The sequence below is a fragment of the Chryseobacterium sp. MEBOG07 genome (assembly GCF_021869745.1).
GTDB classification, from domain to species: domain Bacteria; phylum Bacteroidota; class Bacteroidia; order Flavobacteriales; family Weeksellaceae; genus Chryseobacterium; species Chryseobacterium viscerum.
The window spans coordinates 23,475-42,702 of record NZ_CP084579.1 but is presented as its reverse complement, the minus strand read 5'-3'; the positions used below and the strand labels follow the sequence as shown (position 1 = coordinate 42,702).

15 protein-coding genes are annotated in these 19,228 nt (G+C 36.6%); 6 read left to right on the top strand and 9 right to left on the bottom strand.

Features of this window, described 5'->3' with window-relative positions; all coding sequences use genetic code 11:
• Nucleotide 1: 1 nt before the first annotated feature.
• The 6 genes from LF886_RS00185 to LF886_RS00160 all read right to left on the bottom strand — a co-directional run bounded on the left by LF886_RS00185 (nucleotide 2) and on the right by LF886_RS00160 (nucleotide 9,470).
• Entirely contained in the window at nucleotides 2–2,560 is a 2,559-nt protein-coding gene (locus LF886_RS00185; RefSeq protein ID WP_236852125.1) for a hypothetical protein, read from the bottom strand.
• A complete protein-coding gene (locus LF886_RS00180) occupies nucleotides 2,547–2,915 on the bottom strand; it encodes a hypothetical protein (RefSeq protein WP_236852124.1) in 369 nt (122 codons plus the stop codon). Before LF886_RS00180 ends, LF886_RS00185 begins: the two co-directional genes overlap by 14 nt.
• A gap of 17 nt (nucleotides 2,916–2,932) precedes the next feature.
• Entirely contained in the window at nucleotides 2,933–7,027 is a 4,095-nt protein-coding gene (locus LF886_RS00175) for a hypothetical protein (protein ID WP_236852123.1), read from the bottom strand.
• Between the two features lie 315 nt (nucleotides 7,028–7,342).
• The gene (locus LF886_RS00170; protein WP_236852122.1) at nucleotides 7,343–7,582 is read right to left on the bottom strand and encodes a hypothetical protein; all 240 of its coding nucleotides are present in this window, start codon (nucleotides 7,580–7,582) and stop codon (nucleotides 7,343–7,345) included.
• A 157-nt stretch (nucleotides 7,583–7,739) separates the two neighbouring features.
• Nucleotides 7,740–8,777, bottom strand: a complete 1,038-nt coding sequence (locus LF886_RS00165; protein WP_236852121.1) for a patatin-like phospholipase family protein — start codon at nucleotides 8,775–8,777, stop codon at nucleotides 7,740–7,742.
• Nucleotides 8,778–8,969: 192 nt separating this feature from the next.
• Entirely contained in the window at nucleotides 8,970–9,470 is a 501-nt protein-coding gene (locus LF886_RS00160; RefSeq protein ID WP_236852120.1) for a M15 family metallopeptidase, read from the bottom strand.
• Between the two features lie 235 nt (nucleotides 9,471–9,705).
• Here LF886_RS00160 and LF886_RS00155 point away from each other — a divergent pair, with 235 nt between their 5' ends.
• From LF886_RS00155 to LF886_RS00130, 6 genes are all read left to right on the top strand, one after another.
• Nucleotides 9,706–11,289, top strand: coding sequence for a Na+/H+ antiporter (locus LF886_RS00155; protein ID WP_236852119.1), 1,584 nt, complete (start codon nucleotides 9,706–9,708; stop codon nucleotides 11,287–11,289).
• Between the two features lie 192 nt (nucleotides 11,290–11,481).
• Nucleotides 11,482–12,753, top strand: a complete 1,272-nt coding sequence (locus tag LF886_RS00150; protein ID WP_236852118.1) for a Y-family DNA polymerase — start codon at nucleotides 11,482–11,484, stop codon at nucleotides 12,751–12,753.
• A 55-nt stretch (nucleotides 12,754–12,808) separates the two neighbouring features.
• Nucleotides 12,809–13,141, top strand: a complete 333-nt coding sequence (locus LF886_RS00145; RefSeq protein ID WP_236852117.1) for a hypothetical protein — start codon at nucleotides 12,809–12,811, stop codon at nucleotides 13,139–13,141.
• Nucleotides 13,142–13,295: 154 nt separating this feature from the next.
• Entirely contained in the window at nucleotides 13,296–14,156 is an 861-nt protein-coding gene (locus LF886_RS00140; protein ID WP_236852116.1) for a complement C1q domain-containing protein, read from the top strand.
• Nucleotides 14,157–14,167: 11 nt separating this feature from the next.
• Nucleotides 14,168–14,980, top strand: a complete 813-nt coding sequence (locus tag LF886_RS00135) for a hypothetical protein (protein ID WP_236852115.1) — start codon at nucleotides 14,168–14,170, stop codon at nucleotides 14,978–14,980.
• A 10-nt stretch (nucleotides 14,981–14,990) separates the two neighbouring features.
• Nucleotides 14,991–15,902 (top strand): hypothetical protein, encoded by a 912-nt coding sequence (locus LF886_RS00130; RefSeq protein WP_236852114.1) that lies wholly within the window; start codon nucleotides 14,991–14,993, stop codon nucleotides 15,900–15,902.
• Here LF886_RS00130 and LF886_RS00125 read toward each other — a convergent pair whose 3' ends face one another.
• The 3 genes from LF886_RS00125 to LF886_RS00115 are packed head-to-tail and all read right to left on the bottom strand — an operon-like array spanning nucleotide 15,903 to nucleotide 19,226.
• Nucleotides 15,903–17,462, bottom strand: coding sequence for an AraC family transcriptional regulator (locus LF886_RS00125; RefSeq protein ID WP_236852113.1), 1,560 nt, complete (start codon nucleotides 17,460–17,462; stop codon nucleotides 15,903–15,905).
• A gap of 13 nt (nucleotides 17,463–17,475) precedes the next feature.
• Nucleotides 17,476–18,090: a YdeI/OmpD-associated family protein gene (locus LF886_RS00120; protein WP_236852112.1), complete on the bottom strand. Its 615-nt coding sequence runs from the start codon at nucleotides 18,088–18,090 to the stop codon at nucleotides 17,476–17,478.
• 2 nt (nucleotides 18,091–18,092) lie between these two features.
• Entirely contained in the window at nucleotides 18,093–19,226 is a 1,134-nt protein-coding gene (locus LF886_RS00115; RefSeq protein WP_236852111.1) for a serine hydrolase domain-containing protein, read from the bottom strand.
• Nucleotides 19,227–19,228 lie beyond the last annotated feature (2 nt).

The window sequence follows — 19,228 nt, the reverse complement described above, 5'->3', positions numbered from 1 at the left end:
ATTATTTTATTTTTTTAAATAATTCACTACCACCAAGAATAGTCTCATCACCATGAATAATAATTTCTATTTTTTTTCCAAGACTTTCAACATATTCTTTTAACATCAACATCTCCCTTTGACAAGAGGTACAGGTGAAGTAAATGTTTTTTGTCTCAATGATAAACTCATCTGCAGTGTCTAAATGCTTGCGTATAAAGTTAAAAATAAATTTGACTTCGCTATCTCTTCTTCTTGGAGCTCCAGTGATATCAGAAACACCGCTTTGAAAGGTACTTGTTAAAGTATCACCTTCTTCAAAAGGATGAATAAAGTCATCCTCATAGAATCTTTCTGAACCGGAATGGTATAATTCATCTACTTTTTCAAACTTCCCATTTTTTGTTTTCTGTATAGTAAACTCTGCAATATTTATTTGGTGAACTTCACCCAATTCATTGATACTTGCTTTTAATTTGGGATATTTTTTTACCATTTTCTCAAAAAAATCTACAGCATCAAAGTGTTTAACTATAAAAGCTCCTTTGAACTTTGCAAGAAGAACATCTGGTTTTTTCAGTGCCTTTAGTTCTTTTCTTAATTTTACATAATTAGCAATGGCTACTCTTTCATTAACATATCTTCTTACAGCACCTGTACCAGATGAAGCTTTAATGTTATCTACTTTTTTTGAAAATTTTTCTAATGCTTTTCCTGTTCCTTCAAATATGTTGTCATCTCCAAACTTTAATATATATCTTTCTGATAGTGCATACGCGTAATTATGATCCGTATTTTTAAAAATAGATATTCCTATTTCTTCTAAGAGTTTTAAAAAAGCTTTGCTAATTTTATATTTGCTTAAAAGCCAGTTTTTGATATCCTGAGCAATCAGCCCTTTAACTTTTCTTATCTCGTTACCTATAGTTGGTGCAGTAACTACATCAAGATCCGTAGCTTCTTGAGCTAAGTTATCAAGCTTGGAACCATTCCGCATACCAGATATTAATTCTTCAATATAAAGAGCTAATGATTTAAAACCTTGTTGACAAGCTTTGGCAAATCTCAAAATAATTCTGCCTAACAAAGTCAAGAGATCCGCCAGACCTAAAGTAACCACTGAAATGGTTTCTTTGAGGATGACTTTTAACAGACTTTGAGCTTTCTGAAGATAGGTTGTCCCTTTTACCAGATTACCGGCTCCTTCTGTGAATACCAATAAAAGAATATTAATAATGATTTCAAAAACAATACATCCTGCATAATATGCTTTTTTGTATGTAGACAGACCACCAATAAAATTGGCCACTGTTGAATATAAGTCATTAATTCCCTCAGTGTCACCACTGCTTAAAAGTGATTTTATGGCATTGAAAACTGTCGAAGTATGTTCTTTGATAAAATCAATAACATCTTCTATTTTTTCCTGAAACGCTCTTCTTTCAAGAGATTGTTTATATGAGAATGTAACAGTAGGAGAGCATATAAAGGCCAATAGATAAATGATACATTGAATCAGGCTTATTAGTCCGCTAATGATACCGCAAACAAAAGCATTTAAAATTTTAAGTGTCTCTAATCCGGTATTTAAAAATTCTTTTATAACATTCTCAATATCAGTTAAAAATACTTTTATCTGGTTTACTATATCTGATATTTTTTGAATTAAATTCTTTACGGGATCAGGGAGATGGTCTATTACGGCATCTTTCACTTTACTAGCAGCATTAGTGATCAGATTCCAGGCAGTGGAAAAAGCATTTTCTACTCCCTGTACAAAAGGATTACTTTTAATATCTTCAAAATACTGTGCTGCTTTATTCAGGTTTACAGGAACCAGTCCTACTATTGGTAATGGAATGAAAGGGGAATAATTTTCATGAGATGGCTCATAATTTTTTTCATCAGGAATTATTTTCCCAATCTGTTCTGCACACCAATTAAGAGCATCTTGAGGAATACTTTCAATGTTTCCTATAAGTTCTTGGAATTTAGTGTTTCCAATTTTGTAATCATATTCCCTCATTAAAGCGAGATAAACCAGCGAAGAATCTAGTTTGTCTCCATTTGTTGAATAGGCAACTTGTGATAAATATCCTGCTTCATCTTTTAAGGAAGTAAGGTTTTTATACAATGTTCCATTTATTTTAGCAGGTAACGGAGTTGGGAATTGATTGGCTAAGGTGATATGATAGCTTCCCATCTGAGCAATATAAAAATTACCAAAAAAGTTATTTTTTCCTTTACTATTTTTTTCATAGAATAAGTTCAGGATGTGAGGAACTTCTTTTGTATTTTCATATTTTTCATAAACCATAGAGCCGCTTTCGCAAGGTATGGTTTCCACATTATAATGGTAGCCTTGTTTTCCTTCTTCATCTTTCCCAGTTCCTGGAAAAACCGAAATATCAGAATTATCCATAAATGATTCACCTAAAGGAATATTTCTTTGATCCATAAAGGGGCTACGGTATTCCTCATTATTAATGCTTTTGCCAAAGAAATTATTATTTGTAAATTCTTTATTTATGTCTTCGAGAGACAATGTTTTAAATTCTGATAAGTCCTCAAGTAATCCCATTATTTTGTTTTTTTTCTGTTGAATATTCTAATTTGTTCTCCGGGAAGATCATCGCAAGTTTATTTTTAGAATAATGCTCTTTTATTGTTTGTTCATCTAGAACAAGAAGATCCAAATAGTAATCTTGATCAATCAATGCATAAGCATTTTTAAGTTTACATTTAGCCTGAACCAAAACATCCCAGTCTTTTCCTTCCAAAGTATCCCATTCATCAAAAGGAACCCGGCCTCTGCTTCCGAAAAGAAAGATCTTTTCCACAGCAGTTATATCATCAATCTTATCCTTTAAGGTCGTGAGAATATAAGGCAGCACTTGATCGTGCTGCCAAATAGCCTCGAGTTTTACTCGGCTCATGGTTATATTTTAGAGAATTAAATTAAAAATTTAGACAGAGCAATTTTATCTGTATACTCTTGGAAATCAATAGACTTGTTGTCTTTGTCAAAAAGTCTATTTGTGGAACCTGTAAAGTTGTCACTGCCAAATTTTATGAAGGATAGACCATCTGTTGTAAAGCTCAAGGTATCCTCAGAACCAGAATAAGGAGGTTTTACAAATTTGAAATTTTTGATTTTGTCTATATCTACTCGAATGGTAACTCCGTTTTCTGTATTGGCAAAGGCTTCAAGACCATCTATTCTGGAAAGGCCACTAGCCAAATCACCATAAAGCTTCACCAATGAATCTGTTTTAGCCCATTTTGCATCTCTTATGACTTCAATGGTTTGTCCCATACATTCGTATTTTCTAGGAAATTCACCTGCATTATCAAGATCACCAATGGTCTTATAAGATCCCATACTGTCTAACTGTTTTAGTGAAAATTGGATCTGCTTAATGCTTGATTTAATTCCCATTAAAGAATTATCTTTCACGAAATTGCTTTCAGTGATAACATCACCCGGCACTTCAAAATCGTTAGGATCTTCAGCTGTAAAAGGTAAAGCGTGCCCTACTTTTAAGCCGATGCTCTCTGCCTGAAGAATATTTAATGGAGTAGGAAGTCTCGTAATCCAAGCTTTTCCTTGTTTTTCTCCTTTTGGCTGCTTCATTTCATCTACAATAGACAAGTAAAGCTTATCACCAATGACAGGGACTTCTCCACCACTCCAGATTTTTCCTGTTGCCATATAGAACTGGACAGCATCTTCAAATCCTGGACGAACGGTTGCAACCACTCTTGCCATACCACTTTGTAAGAACGCTCTGAATAAAGGATCCACATCTCCTGACTGGTAAAGTTTACTCCATTCAGTTTTGTTAGCCCAATAATAAGGATACAGATAATAAGAAAGATTTTCCCATTCAAAAGCCTGTTCCATGAACTTAAGGAAGGCAGTATATTTATCCAGATTTGAAGACAGGTCTGTTTCATAATCCATAAAAGTACTTCCAGTGGTTAAGCCTGCCATACCATATCCATGGGTAGAATTGGCAGATCTGTTGATCATATAAGAGATACAGTTTTTACGAAGAACCGTATTTTCAATCTGACGGTAGAATCCTGGGTTGGAACCTTTAATCTGAATTCCGGTTGCTTTTTCTTCGGCTATTTTCTGTTCGTAAATTGCTAATGCTTTTTCGTAGCTGTCTATAATAGCTTTGAATGTTTTTTGGAACCATACATTTCTTGATTCAGAAGTTAATTCTAAGTTCAGTTTTAGAGTTCCTTGCATAATTGGACTTTCTCCGGTAGCGAAACTAAATTCAAGTTTGTTTTTGATATTCAGTGTTGTAGTTGTTCCACTTACTTGTGTACTGTTGGGTGAACTAATCCAATAAGTACCTTGCCCTCCAATGGTCATGAAGGCCTGGTGTGCTCCTTTGAAGCTATGTGGATAGGTCTGGAACGTATAATCAACAGTTTTTAATAAATATCCTTCAGGAACTTCTACTTCTCCATTTCCATTGACGATCTGAACTTTATCATCATCTTTTCCTCCAAAATTTCCATCGCGTCCACTGAATGATTTACTGATACCAAAATACTCGGAAGGTCTTTCGTCAATTTCAGCATTGTATTTACTTACCCAATATTTTAATGCAGCTTCGTTACTTAAAGAAGCATAATTTTCCAAAGGTAAATAGCTTGCTTTTCTCGGATCTTCAGGCTTTACGAGATCACTTTTTGTTGCTGAATTATCCAGAGTCATACCCAATGTATGAAGTTTAGCCGGCTGAGGAATCATAAATTCAAACATCAGACGTTTTCCATAATTATAGATCTGGTTTTTCATTAGTTTGTCAACCCAACGGAAAACACCGACAACATGCTTGTCTCCTTTCGTATTATCAAAGCCGTGTTTGTTGTTTTCTTCAAACTCCTCAATGATTTTTTCGATCCTTTCTTCATGAACTTTAGTCACCACTCTGTCTAATGCTCTTGCTGTAACATCTTGAGCTTGAGTGAGTGCCTGTCTTGTACTTTCTTCTTTGGATGAATGACTGGCATATCCTCCTGCAACTCCCGTGTTTATTGTAGCTGCCATTGCTCCTGTTCCTGTTTTCCAGCTTGCATCAAAATGTGCCTGTACATTGGTATCTCTAGATTCCTGCATCATTTTGGCAATTTCAGTCTGCATTTCAAATCTGGTAGCAGTCGTTGTATCTGTAAGTTTCTCTCTTTCAGTATCTGAAGAGGTCGTGGTTGTGTTTTCGCTTTTTCTTAGCCTTCTTGTTGCTTTTTCGCGATATTCACGAGCCATTACGTTTTCAATGTGAGCTACTTCTCCTTCTACATAAGCATGAGTAGTTTGCTCTACCTTAAGATAATCTGCAATCCCAATTTGTTTGAATCCAAATCCTGAAGGAATGTAAGCATCATCCGGCTCTTCGATAGGATCCTTAATTTCATTTACAAATTCAAAAGCCGACGTATAGCAGGATTTCATCGTGATGATCCTTGGATTGAAAGCAGTTACTTTACCATTCGTAAAGGTGATCTTTACATCCATTGTGAAGTTCTCAGTCTGAGGGATGTATACCCCGTCTGAAGTTGCTGTTCCCAATAATTTACTTAGGAAAATTTTATTTCCGACACGGCTTTTTTCAAAATAAGTTCCCGAAATAGGACCTGCATTGGTGTAAAAAATATAACTCATGCTCGCTACATTCCAGGAAGCATCAGGTACATCAATAGATAAATCCAGAGAGGTGAGTCTCATTATAAATTTCGGACATAACTGATAGGTAAACGGAATGGTTTCTACTCTGGAAACAGGAAGCAGGATTCCACCAATACTGGTATAGGATTCAGAATTATCCGTGATGTTATCCAGGATAAGCTTGTTGGCTCTTTCCGTTGCATTTGAAATAATATCTTTTACTTCAGAGAAAGTATTCCTGCCTGCTAGTAAATTATCGATAGTCCCTACATTGTCCATTTTTGCTTTAACCGGTTCTGAAAAATCATAGTCTAAAAGAGACAAAACGGTATCAATACTGTTTGGTTTCAATGCATTGACAAGTGTTCTCGCCTCAATTTCAGGACGGAATGGGAATTCGAATTTAGGAAGTTTCGGATAAGGAATTGCTTCCGGCTGGTGACAAGGGTCTGCAGGGTTATAGGGCTGGTCAGGTTTTCTGATCTCACAGTATTTTCTTCTTGCTTCTTCTAAACGAACATAATATTCATCAATGATTGATTGATTTTTTTCATTGTGCTCTTCTTCACTTCTTTTATATTCCTGTGCATACTCTTTATTATATCCGGTTTCAATAAGAGAGATCTCTTTTGTTAAAACTTCATATCTGCTAAGTAAGGCCTTCGCTTCCTGAATCTTTTGCTGCTTTTCCATGTAAGCAGAAGGAGCGGTAATTTCTCCTGATTCCCTTTCTGCCATTTTGGATGCAAGACCAATTGGATTAGCATCCGGAGTATCCAGCATCAGTTCTCTGGGAATTACAACTCTTGCAGATAATAGATCTTTGTATTCATCTCCGACTGGGGCTGAATTTTTAGGGTCAAGAGTATGAGCAGCCAATAAAACCTGCATCAATCCTTCTTTAACATAAAAGTCTTTTTGAGTAGCAATCTGATAAATTAAGTTATTCCATAAATTGATAAGATTAGGGAATGCATAAGAAGGGGAAAATTTTACCTGATTCTTTTTCTCATTGAATTGATTATAAGAACATGTGTTTTTGTTTTTAGCAAGCCATAGTGCATAATCATATACTACTGTATAAACTTGTTTCAAAGTTTTAGTATCTGGAATGAAATTACTGTTTTGTTTGTACAGTTGGGCTTTTTCTTTTAATACTCTTTGCTTAGAGCCATTGTTTGAAGCCACAGGTTTGTAGAAAGAATCATCGCTTTTTAAGCTATCCGGAATGGTGATGAATTTTTTGTTTTCCTTTTCTTCATCAGGGAGTTGTGGGCTTCTTAAGCTTACAAATCTGAAAAGTGTTTGTGATGGGGTGTTGTCAGCTGAAGAACCAGCGACTTTGTTTTCAGTATTACTCATTTTGTAATTTTGTTAGGTATTTTATTAATTGAGTTAAAATTTTAAAACTTCTTTTTAATAGATAGGTCTCAGGTTGTAGTCTTATTTTTTTAGGTGGTTTCAGACAAAAGATATCCACCTTTGCTCTTGATTTTCAGATTCATTGTTTGTTGTTTTCTTAGAAATTTTCAGACATAGTTCTGGCTGTCCAGCATTTTTGTGAATGGTGAATTCAAAGGTGTTGGGAATGTTTAATGAAACTGCTGTACGCGTATTAGAGAGATTTCAAAGGTAATGTTGGACAGCGTCAGAACTTGTCGTGTTTTAAATTTTTATTTAAAATGTATCTTCTTCAAGTTGGTCTTCTTCAAAGTCTCCTCTGAAGAAATTTTCAATGTCATTGAGATAGTTTTCGTAATCCATCTCAGTATTTTCGATATCGCTCCATTCTATGGTATAGAGATCTTCATCGAAGAGTATATTGTGATTGGGTGTTTCTATGTTTTGTGTTATAAGGTGTTGGGTATAGTTTGAACATACTTCAGGCTGTTCAGCATAGGCGAATGTTGAATTCAATGGCTTTTAAAAGTTTTTATAGATTGTTGTTTTGTGTCTTTTTGATACTCCAAAGATAATGGCGCGAAACGACAAAACTTGACGTGTTAAAAAAAGATTTTCTAAATTTTTAATATAATCTTTAGAGCTTATATTGACCTGTTATAAGGTTAAAAGATTATATTTTATTTTTGATGAGTTTTTGAACAATCTGATTCAATGTTTCTCTGTGATCATCAATATAGCTTAATCCGGCTTGTATAAGATTTTCAATATTAGACCTTCTTACATTATCCATTGCCGGAGAGGCGTTTTTCAGTGAAGGATTCAGGCGGTAATAGTTCTTTTGATTTCTGAGACCTAAAGTCTGAAACATTTGCTCCAGCTGATAATCTACTGTTTCGGCATTCGCAGACATCAGAATGTCAATAATTGGGTTTACCCAGCCTATTTTTCCAGATTTTTCCAGTTTTTTAAAAGGATAAGGTCTGGCTTCAATTCCTGTTCCGATAGAAACAATGATCATATCGTTTACACTCGGATGATTGGCTTTCTGATGATTTTTCAACACTTCTGCAAAAGGAATTTTTCTTGCTTCCGCATACGCACAAAGCGACGGATTATTAGCAAACATTCCCCCATCAATCAGACTGAAAATCTGTCCATACATCGATTTGATCTGAACAGGGCTGAAATAGGTGGGAGCCGCCGAAGTTGCCCTGCAGATATCCTTTACATAGAAGTTGTCTGTGCTGAGGTTGGCTTTCCATGAGTTGAAAAGTTTTGCCCTTCTGTTTTCTATGTCGTAACTTGTTATCAAACATGGTTTTATTAATTCTTTTAATTCTAAATTTCCAAAAAAATCATTTAAATTTTTTTCAAGAGCTTCCTGAGAAATTCTTTCATTCAATAATCCGAATGGATTGACCAGCTTTTCCCAAAAAGAAACCTGGAAGATGTCGCCGCCCTTTTCAGCATATAATTCCAATCCTTTCTGAATAGAATATTTTGCTTTTCGGGTTTCATCAGGAGATAGAATAATAGAAGCAATCAGACCTCCGGTGCTGCTGCCTGCTACCAGATCAAAATAATCTCCGAGCTTGGCAGTCGGTTTATCATAATACTGGAGCTGCTCCTCTATGTAACGCAGAATAATGCAGGTGATGATTCCCCTTATTCCACCTCCGTCCAAAGAAAGAATAGTTGTCTTTTTCATGTGATATTTTTAATGGTTTGTTAAAAGGACACATGCAATCTTAAATTTACAGAACCCATTGATTTGTCAGAAAAATAGTAAGGTTCCATTCTTAAATTTCATTGCTTTTTTCGTTGTTTTCTTATAAAGCAAAGGTAGGCTGGGGAAGCGACAGAAGGTGTCGTGTTTTAATTATTTTCAAATAAATAATCACTAAAAAACAACATAATTCTGCTTGTCTCTGGGCATCTTCAAAAGCGTTCTCCAGCTGGTTTTTACGAGACCTTTTTTAGAAGGAATGGTTTTCTTTTCGAAGTGAGGAAGATCCTTGAAAGTTTTCCAGTTTCCACCCCAATCCCAGCCATGGCGGGCAAAAATCTTTACACACTCGTACCAATCCGCAACTTTGTCATTATCCCAGTCTTTTACGGTATCCCAACTAGCGGTTTTTCCGTCTATCATCAGACAAATATCTACAGCAAGGCCGTAATTGTGAATACTCTGTCCCGCTTTAGCATTGGTCACCTTTTTTCCTGATGTAATTCTTCCGATCGCATAAAGCTTTTCCTGTTCTTCAAAAGATCTTAACCCTTGAGTGATTCGTATCTTCGCTCTTCCGGTGAGTGCTTCATCACATTCCTTTATAATCTGCTTCACTTCATCTCTTACCAACGGGTGAAGTTTCTGAATTCGTTCTAAGGTTACTTTGTCCATATTTCTTATTGTTATGATACAAAAGTATAGAACGGAAGCGACGAAACTTGACGTGTTTTATTTAAAATTTGTTTAAAATTTCACAATATTCAATCTGAGATAAAAAGGGAATATGAAAATAGATTGATGGCATCAAATTAATCTACAAGCATAAAAAACAAGAAAAAAATTGCTTTTAAATTTTTAAAAATCAAATAGAAGTAGTAAATATGATGGACAAAAAACACAATATCAAATGCATACCATCTTACCTTTTTTACTGGCTATGGTAGCAGCTATCGTGCTGCTAAACATGTGGGCTACCAGATTAAAAATTGCTTATCCGATTTTACTTGTTGTATTCGGACTTTTCGTTTCTTTTATACCTGGTTTGCCTGTTGTAAAGATCAATCCGGATCTTATATTTTTTATTTTTTTACCTCCTTTACTATTTGAAGCAGCATGGTCTATTTCCTTTAAAGAAATGAAAAGATGGTGGCGTATTATTGGAAGCTTTGCCTTTCTGGTCGTTTTTTTTACAGCGCTGGCAGTGGCGGTAGCCGCTAATTATTTTATTCCAGGATTTACGATTGCTTTAGGGTTCTTGCTGGGAGGAATAGTATCTCCTCCTGATGCGGTAAGTACGGGAGCTATTATGAAATTTGTAAAAATACCAACCACTACATCCGCTATTCTGGAAGGAGAAAGTTTATTGAATGATGCCTCTTCACTTATTATATTCCGTTTTGCTTTGATTGCTGTAGGAACCGGACAATTTGTATGGCAGGAAGCTTCTTTAGACTTTTTTTGGATGATTATCGGGGGTGCTGGAATTGGCTTGCTGCTCGCCTGGATTTTTGTACAAGCTCACAAGCGTCTTCCTACAGAACCTTCATCAGATATTGCATTGACTCTTATTGAACCTTATCTCATGTATTGGGTGGCAGAGCAGTTTCATTGTTCCGGAGTTTTAGCGGTCGTTTGTGGAGGTTTGTATATGTCTGCCAAAAGAATGATATTTTTAAACAGCAGCAGTCGTATAAGAGGCTACAGTGTATGGGAAAGCTTTGTATTTATTCTGAATGGGATCGTATTTTTAATTATTGGGCTTGAGCTTCCCGAAATTGTTGGCGGATTGCGGTCAGAGGGAGTTCCTCTGAGAATTGCCATCCAGTATGGAGTTTTGGTGACAGTTATTCTCATTGCCGCCAGAATAATAAGTGCATACGCTGCCATGCTGGCTACTTTGATTTTTCGGCCAAGTGTAGCACCGCGTGCATCTTCTGCGAGGAGGCGTTTGCTGATGCCGCTTATCCTTGGATGGACGGGGATGAGAGGTGTTGTTTCATTAGCTGCCGCATTGGCAATTCCGATCACCCTTGAAAACGGACTTCCTTTTCCTAACAGAAACCTTATTCTGTTCATTACTTTTGTTGTGATCTTACTTACATTACTGGTGCAGGGACTTACGCTGCCATACATTATCAGATATGGACATGTATTTGATGATTTTACAGATGAAGAGAAAGACAAACAGGCAAGAGAAGAAATAAAACAAAAACTGAAGCAGCATGTTTATCATTTTCTTAAAAATAAGCATGAAAGCGAACTGAGCAGCCATGCTGGAATAGAGCGAATGCTGAAACATTGGGAAGAAAAAATACAGTCCGATGGTACAGAATGGATGAATGAAAAGACGAAAGAGGTCTTTTTTGAGATGTTAGAAAGCCAGAGACAATTTCTTTCAGAACTCAATAAAGACATATCCGTGAATGAAGAGATTATCCGTCATCAGCTTTATCAGATTGACCTTGAAGAAGAGCGGTTAAAAATGATTTAATCTGCAGGATAGCTATTAAATAATAATGTTTTTGAAAACAAAATTAAAGTACTAATGCGACAAAACGTGTCGTGTTTAAAATTTTATTCATTTGTTTTTCAGATTGTTAAATATGATGTTAATTATAGTCTAAAAGATTATTTTATTCTTTAAAAGCTATAATTTTGTATAGATATTTCTTATACACTTGTCATGTACGCTCTGGTAGATTGTAACAACTTTTTTGTTTCCTGTGAAAGGACTTTAGATCCTGCGCTTGAGGGCAAGCCCGTCGTGGTTCTTTCCAACAACGATGGTTGTGTTGTATCCCGAAGTAAAGAAGCAAAAGACCTGGGGATTCCTATGGCAGCTCCGGCATTCAAGTACAAAGAGCTTTTTCAGAAACATGATGTGAAGAGCTTTTCTGCTAAATTTGAACTGTATAATTATAAAAGCCAACAGGTCATCAATATAGCCAAATCCTACGTTATCGATCATGAAGTGTACAGTATTGATGAGCTTTTTCTTGATTTAACAGGCTTTAAATATATTGATATGCATGAATACTGCCTAAAAATCAGAGAAGAGATTCTTCATAAGGAAGAGATTCCCGTGAGTATAGGAATTGCGCCTACCAAGACCTTATGCAAAGTGGCGAACAGAATTGTAAAGGATTTTCCTGATAACTTTAAGGGAGTTTATATCTTAGACACTCCCGAAAAAATTGAAAAGGCATTAAAATGGCTCAATATAGGAGATGTATGGGGAATAGGAAGAAGGCTTGCTGTAAAAATGAATGACAATGGCGTCTATAAGGCCTGGGATCTTCTTCAGAAACCCGAAATGTGGGTCAGAAAAATTATGGGAATTCATGGAGTAAGGATGATCAATGAGCTGAAAGGAATCCGCCAGCTTGAACTGGATTCTCCTTCTCCTAAAAAATCCATCGCGGTTACCCGAAGCTTTATGCAGATGCTTACTAAGAAAGGGGAAGTAAGAGAAAGGGTGGAAACTTTTGGAATGTATTGCTCAGAAAGATTGAGAAAGCAGAATACCTGTTGTAAAATGATTACCGTTTTTGTGCAGACCAACCGATTCAGAAAAGACCTGCCCGAATACAAAAATGCAATGACCCGGATTCTTTCTAATCCTACCAATTCATCCATCTTGATCGGAAGAGTGGTCGATGAGCTTTTTGAAGCCGTTTATAGAGAAGGATTTCATTATAAAAGAGCTGGGGTTATGGTGAATGATTTTGTTCCTGAAGATCAGAGACAGATTGGTCTTTTTGAAGAAGATATACAAAACCAGCATCTTCCTGTGATGAAGGCGATGGATGCCATGAACAGAAAATTCGGAAAGGATAAAGTCCGTCTTGGAAGCATGAGTGGAGAAAATACTTTTGGACGAGCAAAACTGTCTCCCGAATATGAAGCCTTCCTGAAAAAGAATACCTTGCCGGAAGCGAACTTTAGATTTCATTAGAAGTTATTTTAATTCAAAAATTCTCCTTATTTTTCACCTCCTTATTTCTTATTGAATGGAAAATAAAACTATTGAGATCAATAATTTAGTACACAAACTTTCCCAGGAAGACTTTTCCGGGTATGAATTTGTCGATTATTGGGATGCAGATACAACAGCTTTAGGATTGCAGAAAGGAAATGTTGTCATTTATATTTCAACATTTAATTCTACTAACACCAATAATTATTATCTCGTTATTGAAGAGCTCGAAACTGGGAATGTTTTGAAGTCGGGAGATAAGAGATCATACCATGAACTTATTGATGATATCCAACCTTTTTCTTCAAAAAACAAAAATTCTTTAAAAATTTTCAATAAAATAGCATACGGGTTTTATTTTAAGTAGTAAAATTCCGTATTTTGACAATGTAAAACAAAGTGTTATTTTGTTTGTTTTCAGTGATTTATGTGTTTTTGGTTTAAATGGTGCTATTGTATGAGATGTGCTTTTACATTTATCTTTGGCAAGAATTGGACACGATTTAAAAACCACAAATTACATGAAAAATCTAAGTATTTTGATGAAGGGAATCCTTATTCCCTTATGCTTTACCATAAGCTACTCAAAAGCTCAAGTAGGTATTAATACCTCAAACCCTCAAACCACTTTCCATGTGGATGGGGCAAAAGATAATCCCTCATCCGGAGTTCCATCCTCTACTCAGATAGCCAATGACGTTGCCATCACCTCTGCCGGAGAAATAGGAATTGGAACTTTAACACCAGCCGTTAAGATAGATACTCGTTCCGTAACAAATACAGACAACTCAATCGGAATAGGAGAGACCAGTCAGACCGCCTCAGCGGCAGGTGGAGGCGCTGTAAGATATAACCCGCTGAATGGAGGTAAGATACAGTATTCAGATGGTGTTGTATGGCAGGACCTTATTTCTTCCCCTACCAAAGCGGTAGTAGTAGCCAATCTTCAGGCAGCGAACTTTGCCGTTAAAATTCCCTATCAGGTTTCTACAGGTATTGCAGGGTGGACGGAAGTTTCCGACCCCACAGGAAACTTTACTCCCGGAACAGGCGTTTTTACAGCCCCAAGAACCGGAGTGTATCTTGTTTCTTTTACATATGATTTTGTAAGAATTCCTATAGTTTCAGGCTATTTTTCAGAAGCGAGATATGTTGTAAATGGAAATAGTACCGTAAAAAAATGCGTAAAATCTTACTCAAATATTTCAAAACAGGCACAGGTAGCAGGCTCTTGCGTTGCCGGAGTTCAGCTGAATAAAGGAGATACCCTTCAGCCCTATATCTATCAGTCTGTTTATAATGGCAGCCTGAGTTTGAGAACAGATACATCTTCTGCAAGTAATGAATATGGCTTTGTAAATCTTTCTATTTTAGAACAATAACACATTTTGATATGAGAAAAAAATTAGGACTGGCTGTACTCATTTGCTGTGGCTTATGGATGAATGCTCAGGTAGGAATCAATATGTCTTCTCCGGAAGGAGCGCTACACATTGACGGACAGAAGAATACGAGTATTTCAATACCCTCCACTTATTATGATGATGTAGTTATTACCCCTTCCGGAAATGTAGGGATAGGAACAAAATCTCCCAAAACAAGACTGGATCTCAGATCAGGAGAACGTTTAAATGCAATAGGAATTGGAGGTACTTCACAATCTGCTTCTGCAGCAAAGGCCGGAGCGATGAGGTATAATTCCGGAACTCAGGATCTGAGCTATTCTAACGGAACGGCTTGGGTAGCACTGGCTCATAAGGCTCCCAATGATTTTGTGGATGCAGAAAATGCTTCTACACAAAGTTTCAGTGACGGGATACAGACTGCCGTTATAGACTGGACTAAAAAAACAGATGTAAATAGCAGCTTTAATGCAGGGACAGGAATTTTTACCGCTTCAAAAACGGGTGTATACATCGTATCCTTTACCTTTTCACTGGCTTCGGGAAGCATTGCGGATGATTCAAGGTATGAAACGCTGATTCAAACCAATTCTACATCTTCGGCAACAGGTAAGGTTTTCAAATGTGTAGGAAGTTATCCCGGAAACAATACGATTGGGAACCGTGTCGCAGGGAACTGTTCCGGAATTTTTAACCTGAACCAGGGAGATAATATTACCATAAGCCTGAATCAAAAACTGGGAAGTTCAAAAACACTGGATACAGATTCTACGCTTACTTCTTTAAGTATTTTCGGATTATAAAAAATAGATGATGAAAAAGAATTGTTTACTGATTTTAATGACCTTAAGCTTCCAATATGCATTTTCACAGGTTGGAATCAATACTCCAAATCCACAAGGAATTCTGCATATTGATGGGCAAAAAGATAATCCTTCGTCAGGATCGACATTTACTCCGGCTCAGCAGGCCAATGATGTGCTTGTGAGCACTGCGGGAAAAATAGGTGCAGGGACTTTGAGCCCGGCGGTAAAAGTAGATGCCAGAAATTCCGGAAACGGAGCCATTGGTTTTGGAACTTCTACACTCACAGCGGTTGCGGCAGATGAGGGGGCAGTACGCTATAACAGCGGTGTGGAATATTCCAACGGAAGCGAGTGGCTTCCTTTGCTTACAGCACAACCCGCCAGCAATAAGGTGATTGTTATTGCAGCCAAAACGACGAATAACGTAAAGCTGGCAACTCCCTCTATACCTACTGTAACAAATGGTTTGCAGAACAGAGCCAGTAATTATCTTGTAGACTGGAGCAAGACCTTTGAAAGTAACTCAGGGACGACTTTTAATGCGGGGACAGGTATTTTTACAGCCCCCAGAAATGGAATTTATGTTGCTACTTTCACCACAGATCTGGCTCCGTTAGCCATTAATTATACTGCTGATTCTTTAAATCCTATTCAGATAGAAGCGATCTGGCAGCTTTATGATAATACCACAGGGTTGGCTGCCACCAATATTGTCAATACTGTAAAATGTGCCAATACCATGTCCTCAAACAGTGTAGGAAATATTGATGCAGGAAGTAACTGCACCGCTTCATTCTACATGACGGCAGGGCAGAGGCTGATGCCTTATATCTGGTTTAATTTAAATAACTCAAATGTTGCGAATTTTTCGCTCAACAATACGGGAGGTTATAATAACCTGACCATAGCAGAACAATAGTCAGGAGATTTCATCCAGAGTTTTAATAAAAGCAGACGGATGCAGTCCTGTAATCTTCTTGAATTCAAGAGAAAAAGCACTGTGAGATGAATATCCTGTGATTTCAGCAAGGTGATTAATCTTGTACTTTCTGTATTGTGGCTCATTTTTCAACTGATTGACAATATAATTGATCCTCAGATGATTAATGTATTGGTTAAAATTGAATTTTTTATATCTCTTAATAACCGTTGAAAGGTATTTTGTGTTGATATTCAACGTGTTTGCAAGATTATAACGAGAAATGTTTTTGTTGTTAAACTCAAGGTTTTCTTCAAAAATTTTTAATCCATTTAGTATGTTTTCCTCTACTTCAGGCGAAATTTTTATTTCAATCGGAGTAGAGGTGTTTTTTGTTTGAATATCTTCAGAAGCTTCCTGTGGGTCTTCTTCATAAACAACGGGAGAAATCCCTTCTCTGTAGATTTTAGCAACAGCTTCTTTATGCTTTTTGCGGAGACGGATGGTATTGAAAATTGCAGCTCCTAAAACAAAAATCAGTGCAAGACATGCTATAATAAGCCCTTTTGAAGTGCTGTGGCTTTCATTAAGCTGTTGATGAAAACTCTCCTCTTTTTTGGATAATGTTTTGTTGACGGCCATGGCTTTATTGTAAGCAATGCTGTCTTTTAATGTAAGATTTTCAATTTTATATTTCTCGGTATTGGAGTCATCGTGAAGCAAGGCATAGGCTTCTTCAAGATGTTTGGTAACCTCAATCTTTTTTTCATTGAAACCATATTGGTCTACAATCGCCAGGGATTTCTGATAATAAAGTACAGCACTGTCCGGTTTATTCTGTTTTGAAAACGAAAACCCTATATCATTAAGAATATTGGCCCGGAGATAATAATTGCTTTCTCCTACCAATGAAAGAGCGTTTGCGAAATAATATTTGGCTTCCTTGAATTTTTTTACTTCAGATAAATTATACCCCATATTGGTATAAGCTGAAATCAGCAATTCATTTCGTCTGGTTACATTTTTAAGTTTCTTAAATTCCTGAATGGCACCTGTAGAATAGTACTCTTTCTCTTTATACTGGTTCTTATTGAGAAGGATCAGAAAAGAATTAAAGATCATACCTTTCAGCTCATGTCCTTCTTCCGTATTATTGTTTTTTACTTCTGCCAAGGCATTTCGAAGACTTTTCGAAGACTCCTTAAGCAGCCCAAGCTTTGCATATTGAGTTCCCTGCATTCTGTACGCTAGTGCTTTCCCGATGCTGTAGTCACTTTGGATAGATACTTTAAGCGCTTTGTCTGCAAAATCAAGACTTTTCTCGGCATCAGATTTCAAATAGCTGTTGAAAGACTTTAAATAATATGCCTTTGCAAGAAATTCCGGTAGATTTCTTCTCTGCGCAGAATCAATGATCTTATTCAGAATGATTTCCGAGCTGTCCGGATTTTTGGATGAAAGCATTCGGGCATACCTATATTGCCCTTCAAAATCAAATTTTTGAGCAAATGTAAAAATTGAAATAATAAGGAAGAAAAAGTGAATAATTTTTTTCTTCATTGCATATGTGTTTTTATTTTCTCTCATACTTCCAGTTGCGGCCTTTACCTTCAGAGATCCATTCCAGAGCCTGTTCCATTCTCTTATTTCTGGTCACCTCTGTTTTAGCATCAACAATCCAGGAGATGTATTCTTTTCTGAATGATGGTGAAGCTTTTTCAAAAACTTCCAGAGCTTTTGGTTGAGCATCTAAAGCTGATTGAAAATAATCCGGAACTTCCATTTCCGTTTTGGAAGGAGCCGCTTTTTTCATGGTAACCCCCATATCTGTAAGCTCCATGGCTTCTGTAATGGCACTTTTAAGCTGAGGTTTAGATGGAAGGTCTTCCATACTGGTGATTTTTCCTAAGCTGAACATTGAGTTTTTTTCAATATCCTGAGTGATTTCCTGCATGGTTTTCATTTCTTTTTCCAGCCAGAACCCAAATGTACAGTGCTGTTTAAAAGAAGCCATGGCACAGAGATTTTTCCCTTTGTAGATAAAATGGGGAAAACTCCATTTCATGGTTTCTTCAGCTTCCGGACAGAACTCATGCACGATTTCACGGATATAATGCAATATCGGTTTGGCAAAATCCTGTGATTTTTCAATATAAGCATCTATTTTTGAGCTGTATTTTCCCATCATTTCTATGGGAATAAAGATACAATTTCATTCACAAAGAATCTAACCTGGTCGGGTCTTCCTCTATCATTTTTAGGGTTGTTGGAATAGCTTCCGGTTTTTACAATCACCATATTGTGCTCAGGAACCATAATAATATATTGTCCCTGCAATCCTAGGAAATAATAATGTTTGATGGGATTATCATGATTGATCCAAAGTCCCATTCCATAAATGTTTTCAGATTTTTCTGTAGGAGTTCTCATCTGTTCAATAAAGTCAAGGTTGAGAATTTGCTGATCCTCAACTTTTCCATCATCCAGAAATAATTGTCCCAGTTTAGCAAAATCTCTTGCATTGGAATGAATACAGCAGTAGGTTTTTTCCATTCCATAATCGTCTGTACTCCATTTTGCATTTTGCTCCATTCCCAAAGGAACCCAAAATTTTTCTGATAAATACCTGGCCAATGGCTTATCGATTGCTTTTCTAAGGGCAAAACCAAGAAGCTGTGTAGAGCCGCTTTGATATTCAAATCGGGTTCCTGGTTCTTCTTTAAAATTTCTTGGGAATACGGCTTTTACAAGGCTCTTTCCGTAATAGGCTTTGGCATTAGGAAAAAAAGGATTGTTGTAATTTTCATTCCAGTCCAATCCGGCTTCCATTTGAGCTAAGTTTTTAAGGGTAACCTGGTTTCCTAATGGCTTATTTTTAAATTCAGAATAAATATCAGAGAACTTTTCATCAATAGAGGGAATAATACCTTCTTCCAGTGCTTTTCCCAAAAGCATGACAGTGACTGCCTTTGCCATAGAAAAAGAATTGGTTTGTGACAGTTGGTTGTACCCGTCCCAATATTGCTCATGAAGAATTTTCCCATTCCGTATCACTACAAAAGATGCTGTTTTAGAGTGTTCTAAATTTTCAACTAAATGTTTCGGTAGTTCTTTTTTATTATAATCAGGATCTTCTTCCCACAGCCTGGGTTCTTCTGTAGCAATAGGGTTGCTCGGGAAAAGATTTCCGTCATCAATATAGGCGCTTGATTTTCCTTTAAGATAGGTTTTGGAGATACCACTAAATAAATAATCATATCCCAGAAAATAAGCTGCTGCAGCACCTGCTATGGCTCCGCCTATCATATACTTTAGTATTCTCATTT

Bases quoted from the DNA above. Each gene is read 5' to 3' on its own strand.
- LF886_RS00135 (WP_236852115.1), top strand. From the start codon at position 14,168: ATGAGAAAAAAATTAGGACTGGCTGTACTCATTTGCTGTGGCTTATGG.
- LF886_RS00185 (WP_236852125.1), bottom strand. From the start codon at position 2,560: ATGGGATTACTTGAGGACTTATCAGAATTTAAAACATTGTCTCTCGAA.
- LF886_RS00160 (WP_236852120.1), bottom strand. From the start codon at position 9,470: ATGGACAAAGTAACCTTAGAACGAATTCAGAAACTTCACCCGTTGGTA.
- LF886_RS00130 (WP_236852114.1), top strand. From the start codon at position 14,991: ATGAAAAAGAATTGTTTACTGATTTTAATGACCTTAAGCTTCCAATAT.
- LF886_RS00180 (WP_236852124.1), bottom strand. From the start codon at position 2,915: ATGAGCCGAGTAAAACTCGAGGCTATTTGGCAGCACGATCAAGTGCTG.
- LF886_RS00150 (WP_236852118.1), top strand. From the start codon at position 11,482: ATGTACGCTCTGGTAGATTGTAACAACTTTTTTGTTTCCTGTGAAAGG.
- LF886_RS00175 (WP_236852123.1), bottom strand. From the start codon at position 7,027: ATGAGTAATACTGAAAACAAAGTCGCTGGTTCTTCAGCTGACAACACC.
- LF886_RS00140 (WP_236852116.1), top strand. From the start codon at position 13,296: ATGAAAAATCTAAGTATTTTGATGAAGGGAATCCTTATTCCCTTATGC.
- LF886_RS00120 (WP_236852112.1), bottom strand. From the start codon at position 18,090: ATGATGGGAAAATACAGCTCAAAAATAGATGCTTATATTGAAAAATCA.
- LF886_RS00145 (WP_236852117.1), top strand. From the start codon at position 12,809: ATGGAAAATAAAACTATTGAGATCAATAATTTAGTACACAAACTTTCC.
- LF886_RS00155 (WP_236852119.1), top strand. From the start codon at position 9,706: ATGCATACCATCTTACCTTTTTTACTGGCTATGGTAGCAGCTATCGTG.
- LF886_RS00165 (WP_236852121.1), bottom strand. From the start codon at position 8,777: ATGAAAAAGACAACTATTCTTTCTTTGGACGGAGGTGGAATAAGGGGA.
- LF886_RS00115 (WP_236852111.1), bottom strand. From the start codon at position 19,226: ATGAGAATACTAAAGTATATGATAGGCGGAGCCATAGCAGGTGCTGCA.
- LF886_RS00125 (WP_236852113.1), bottom strand. From the start codon at position 17,462: ATGAAGAAAAAAATTATTCACTTTTTCTTCCTTATTATTTCAATTTTT.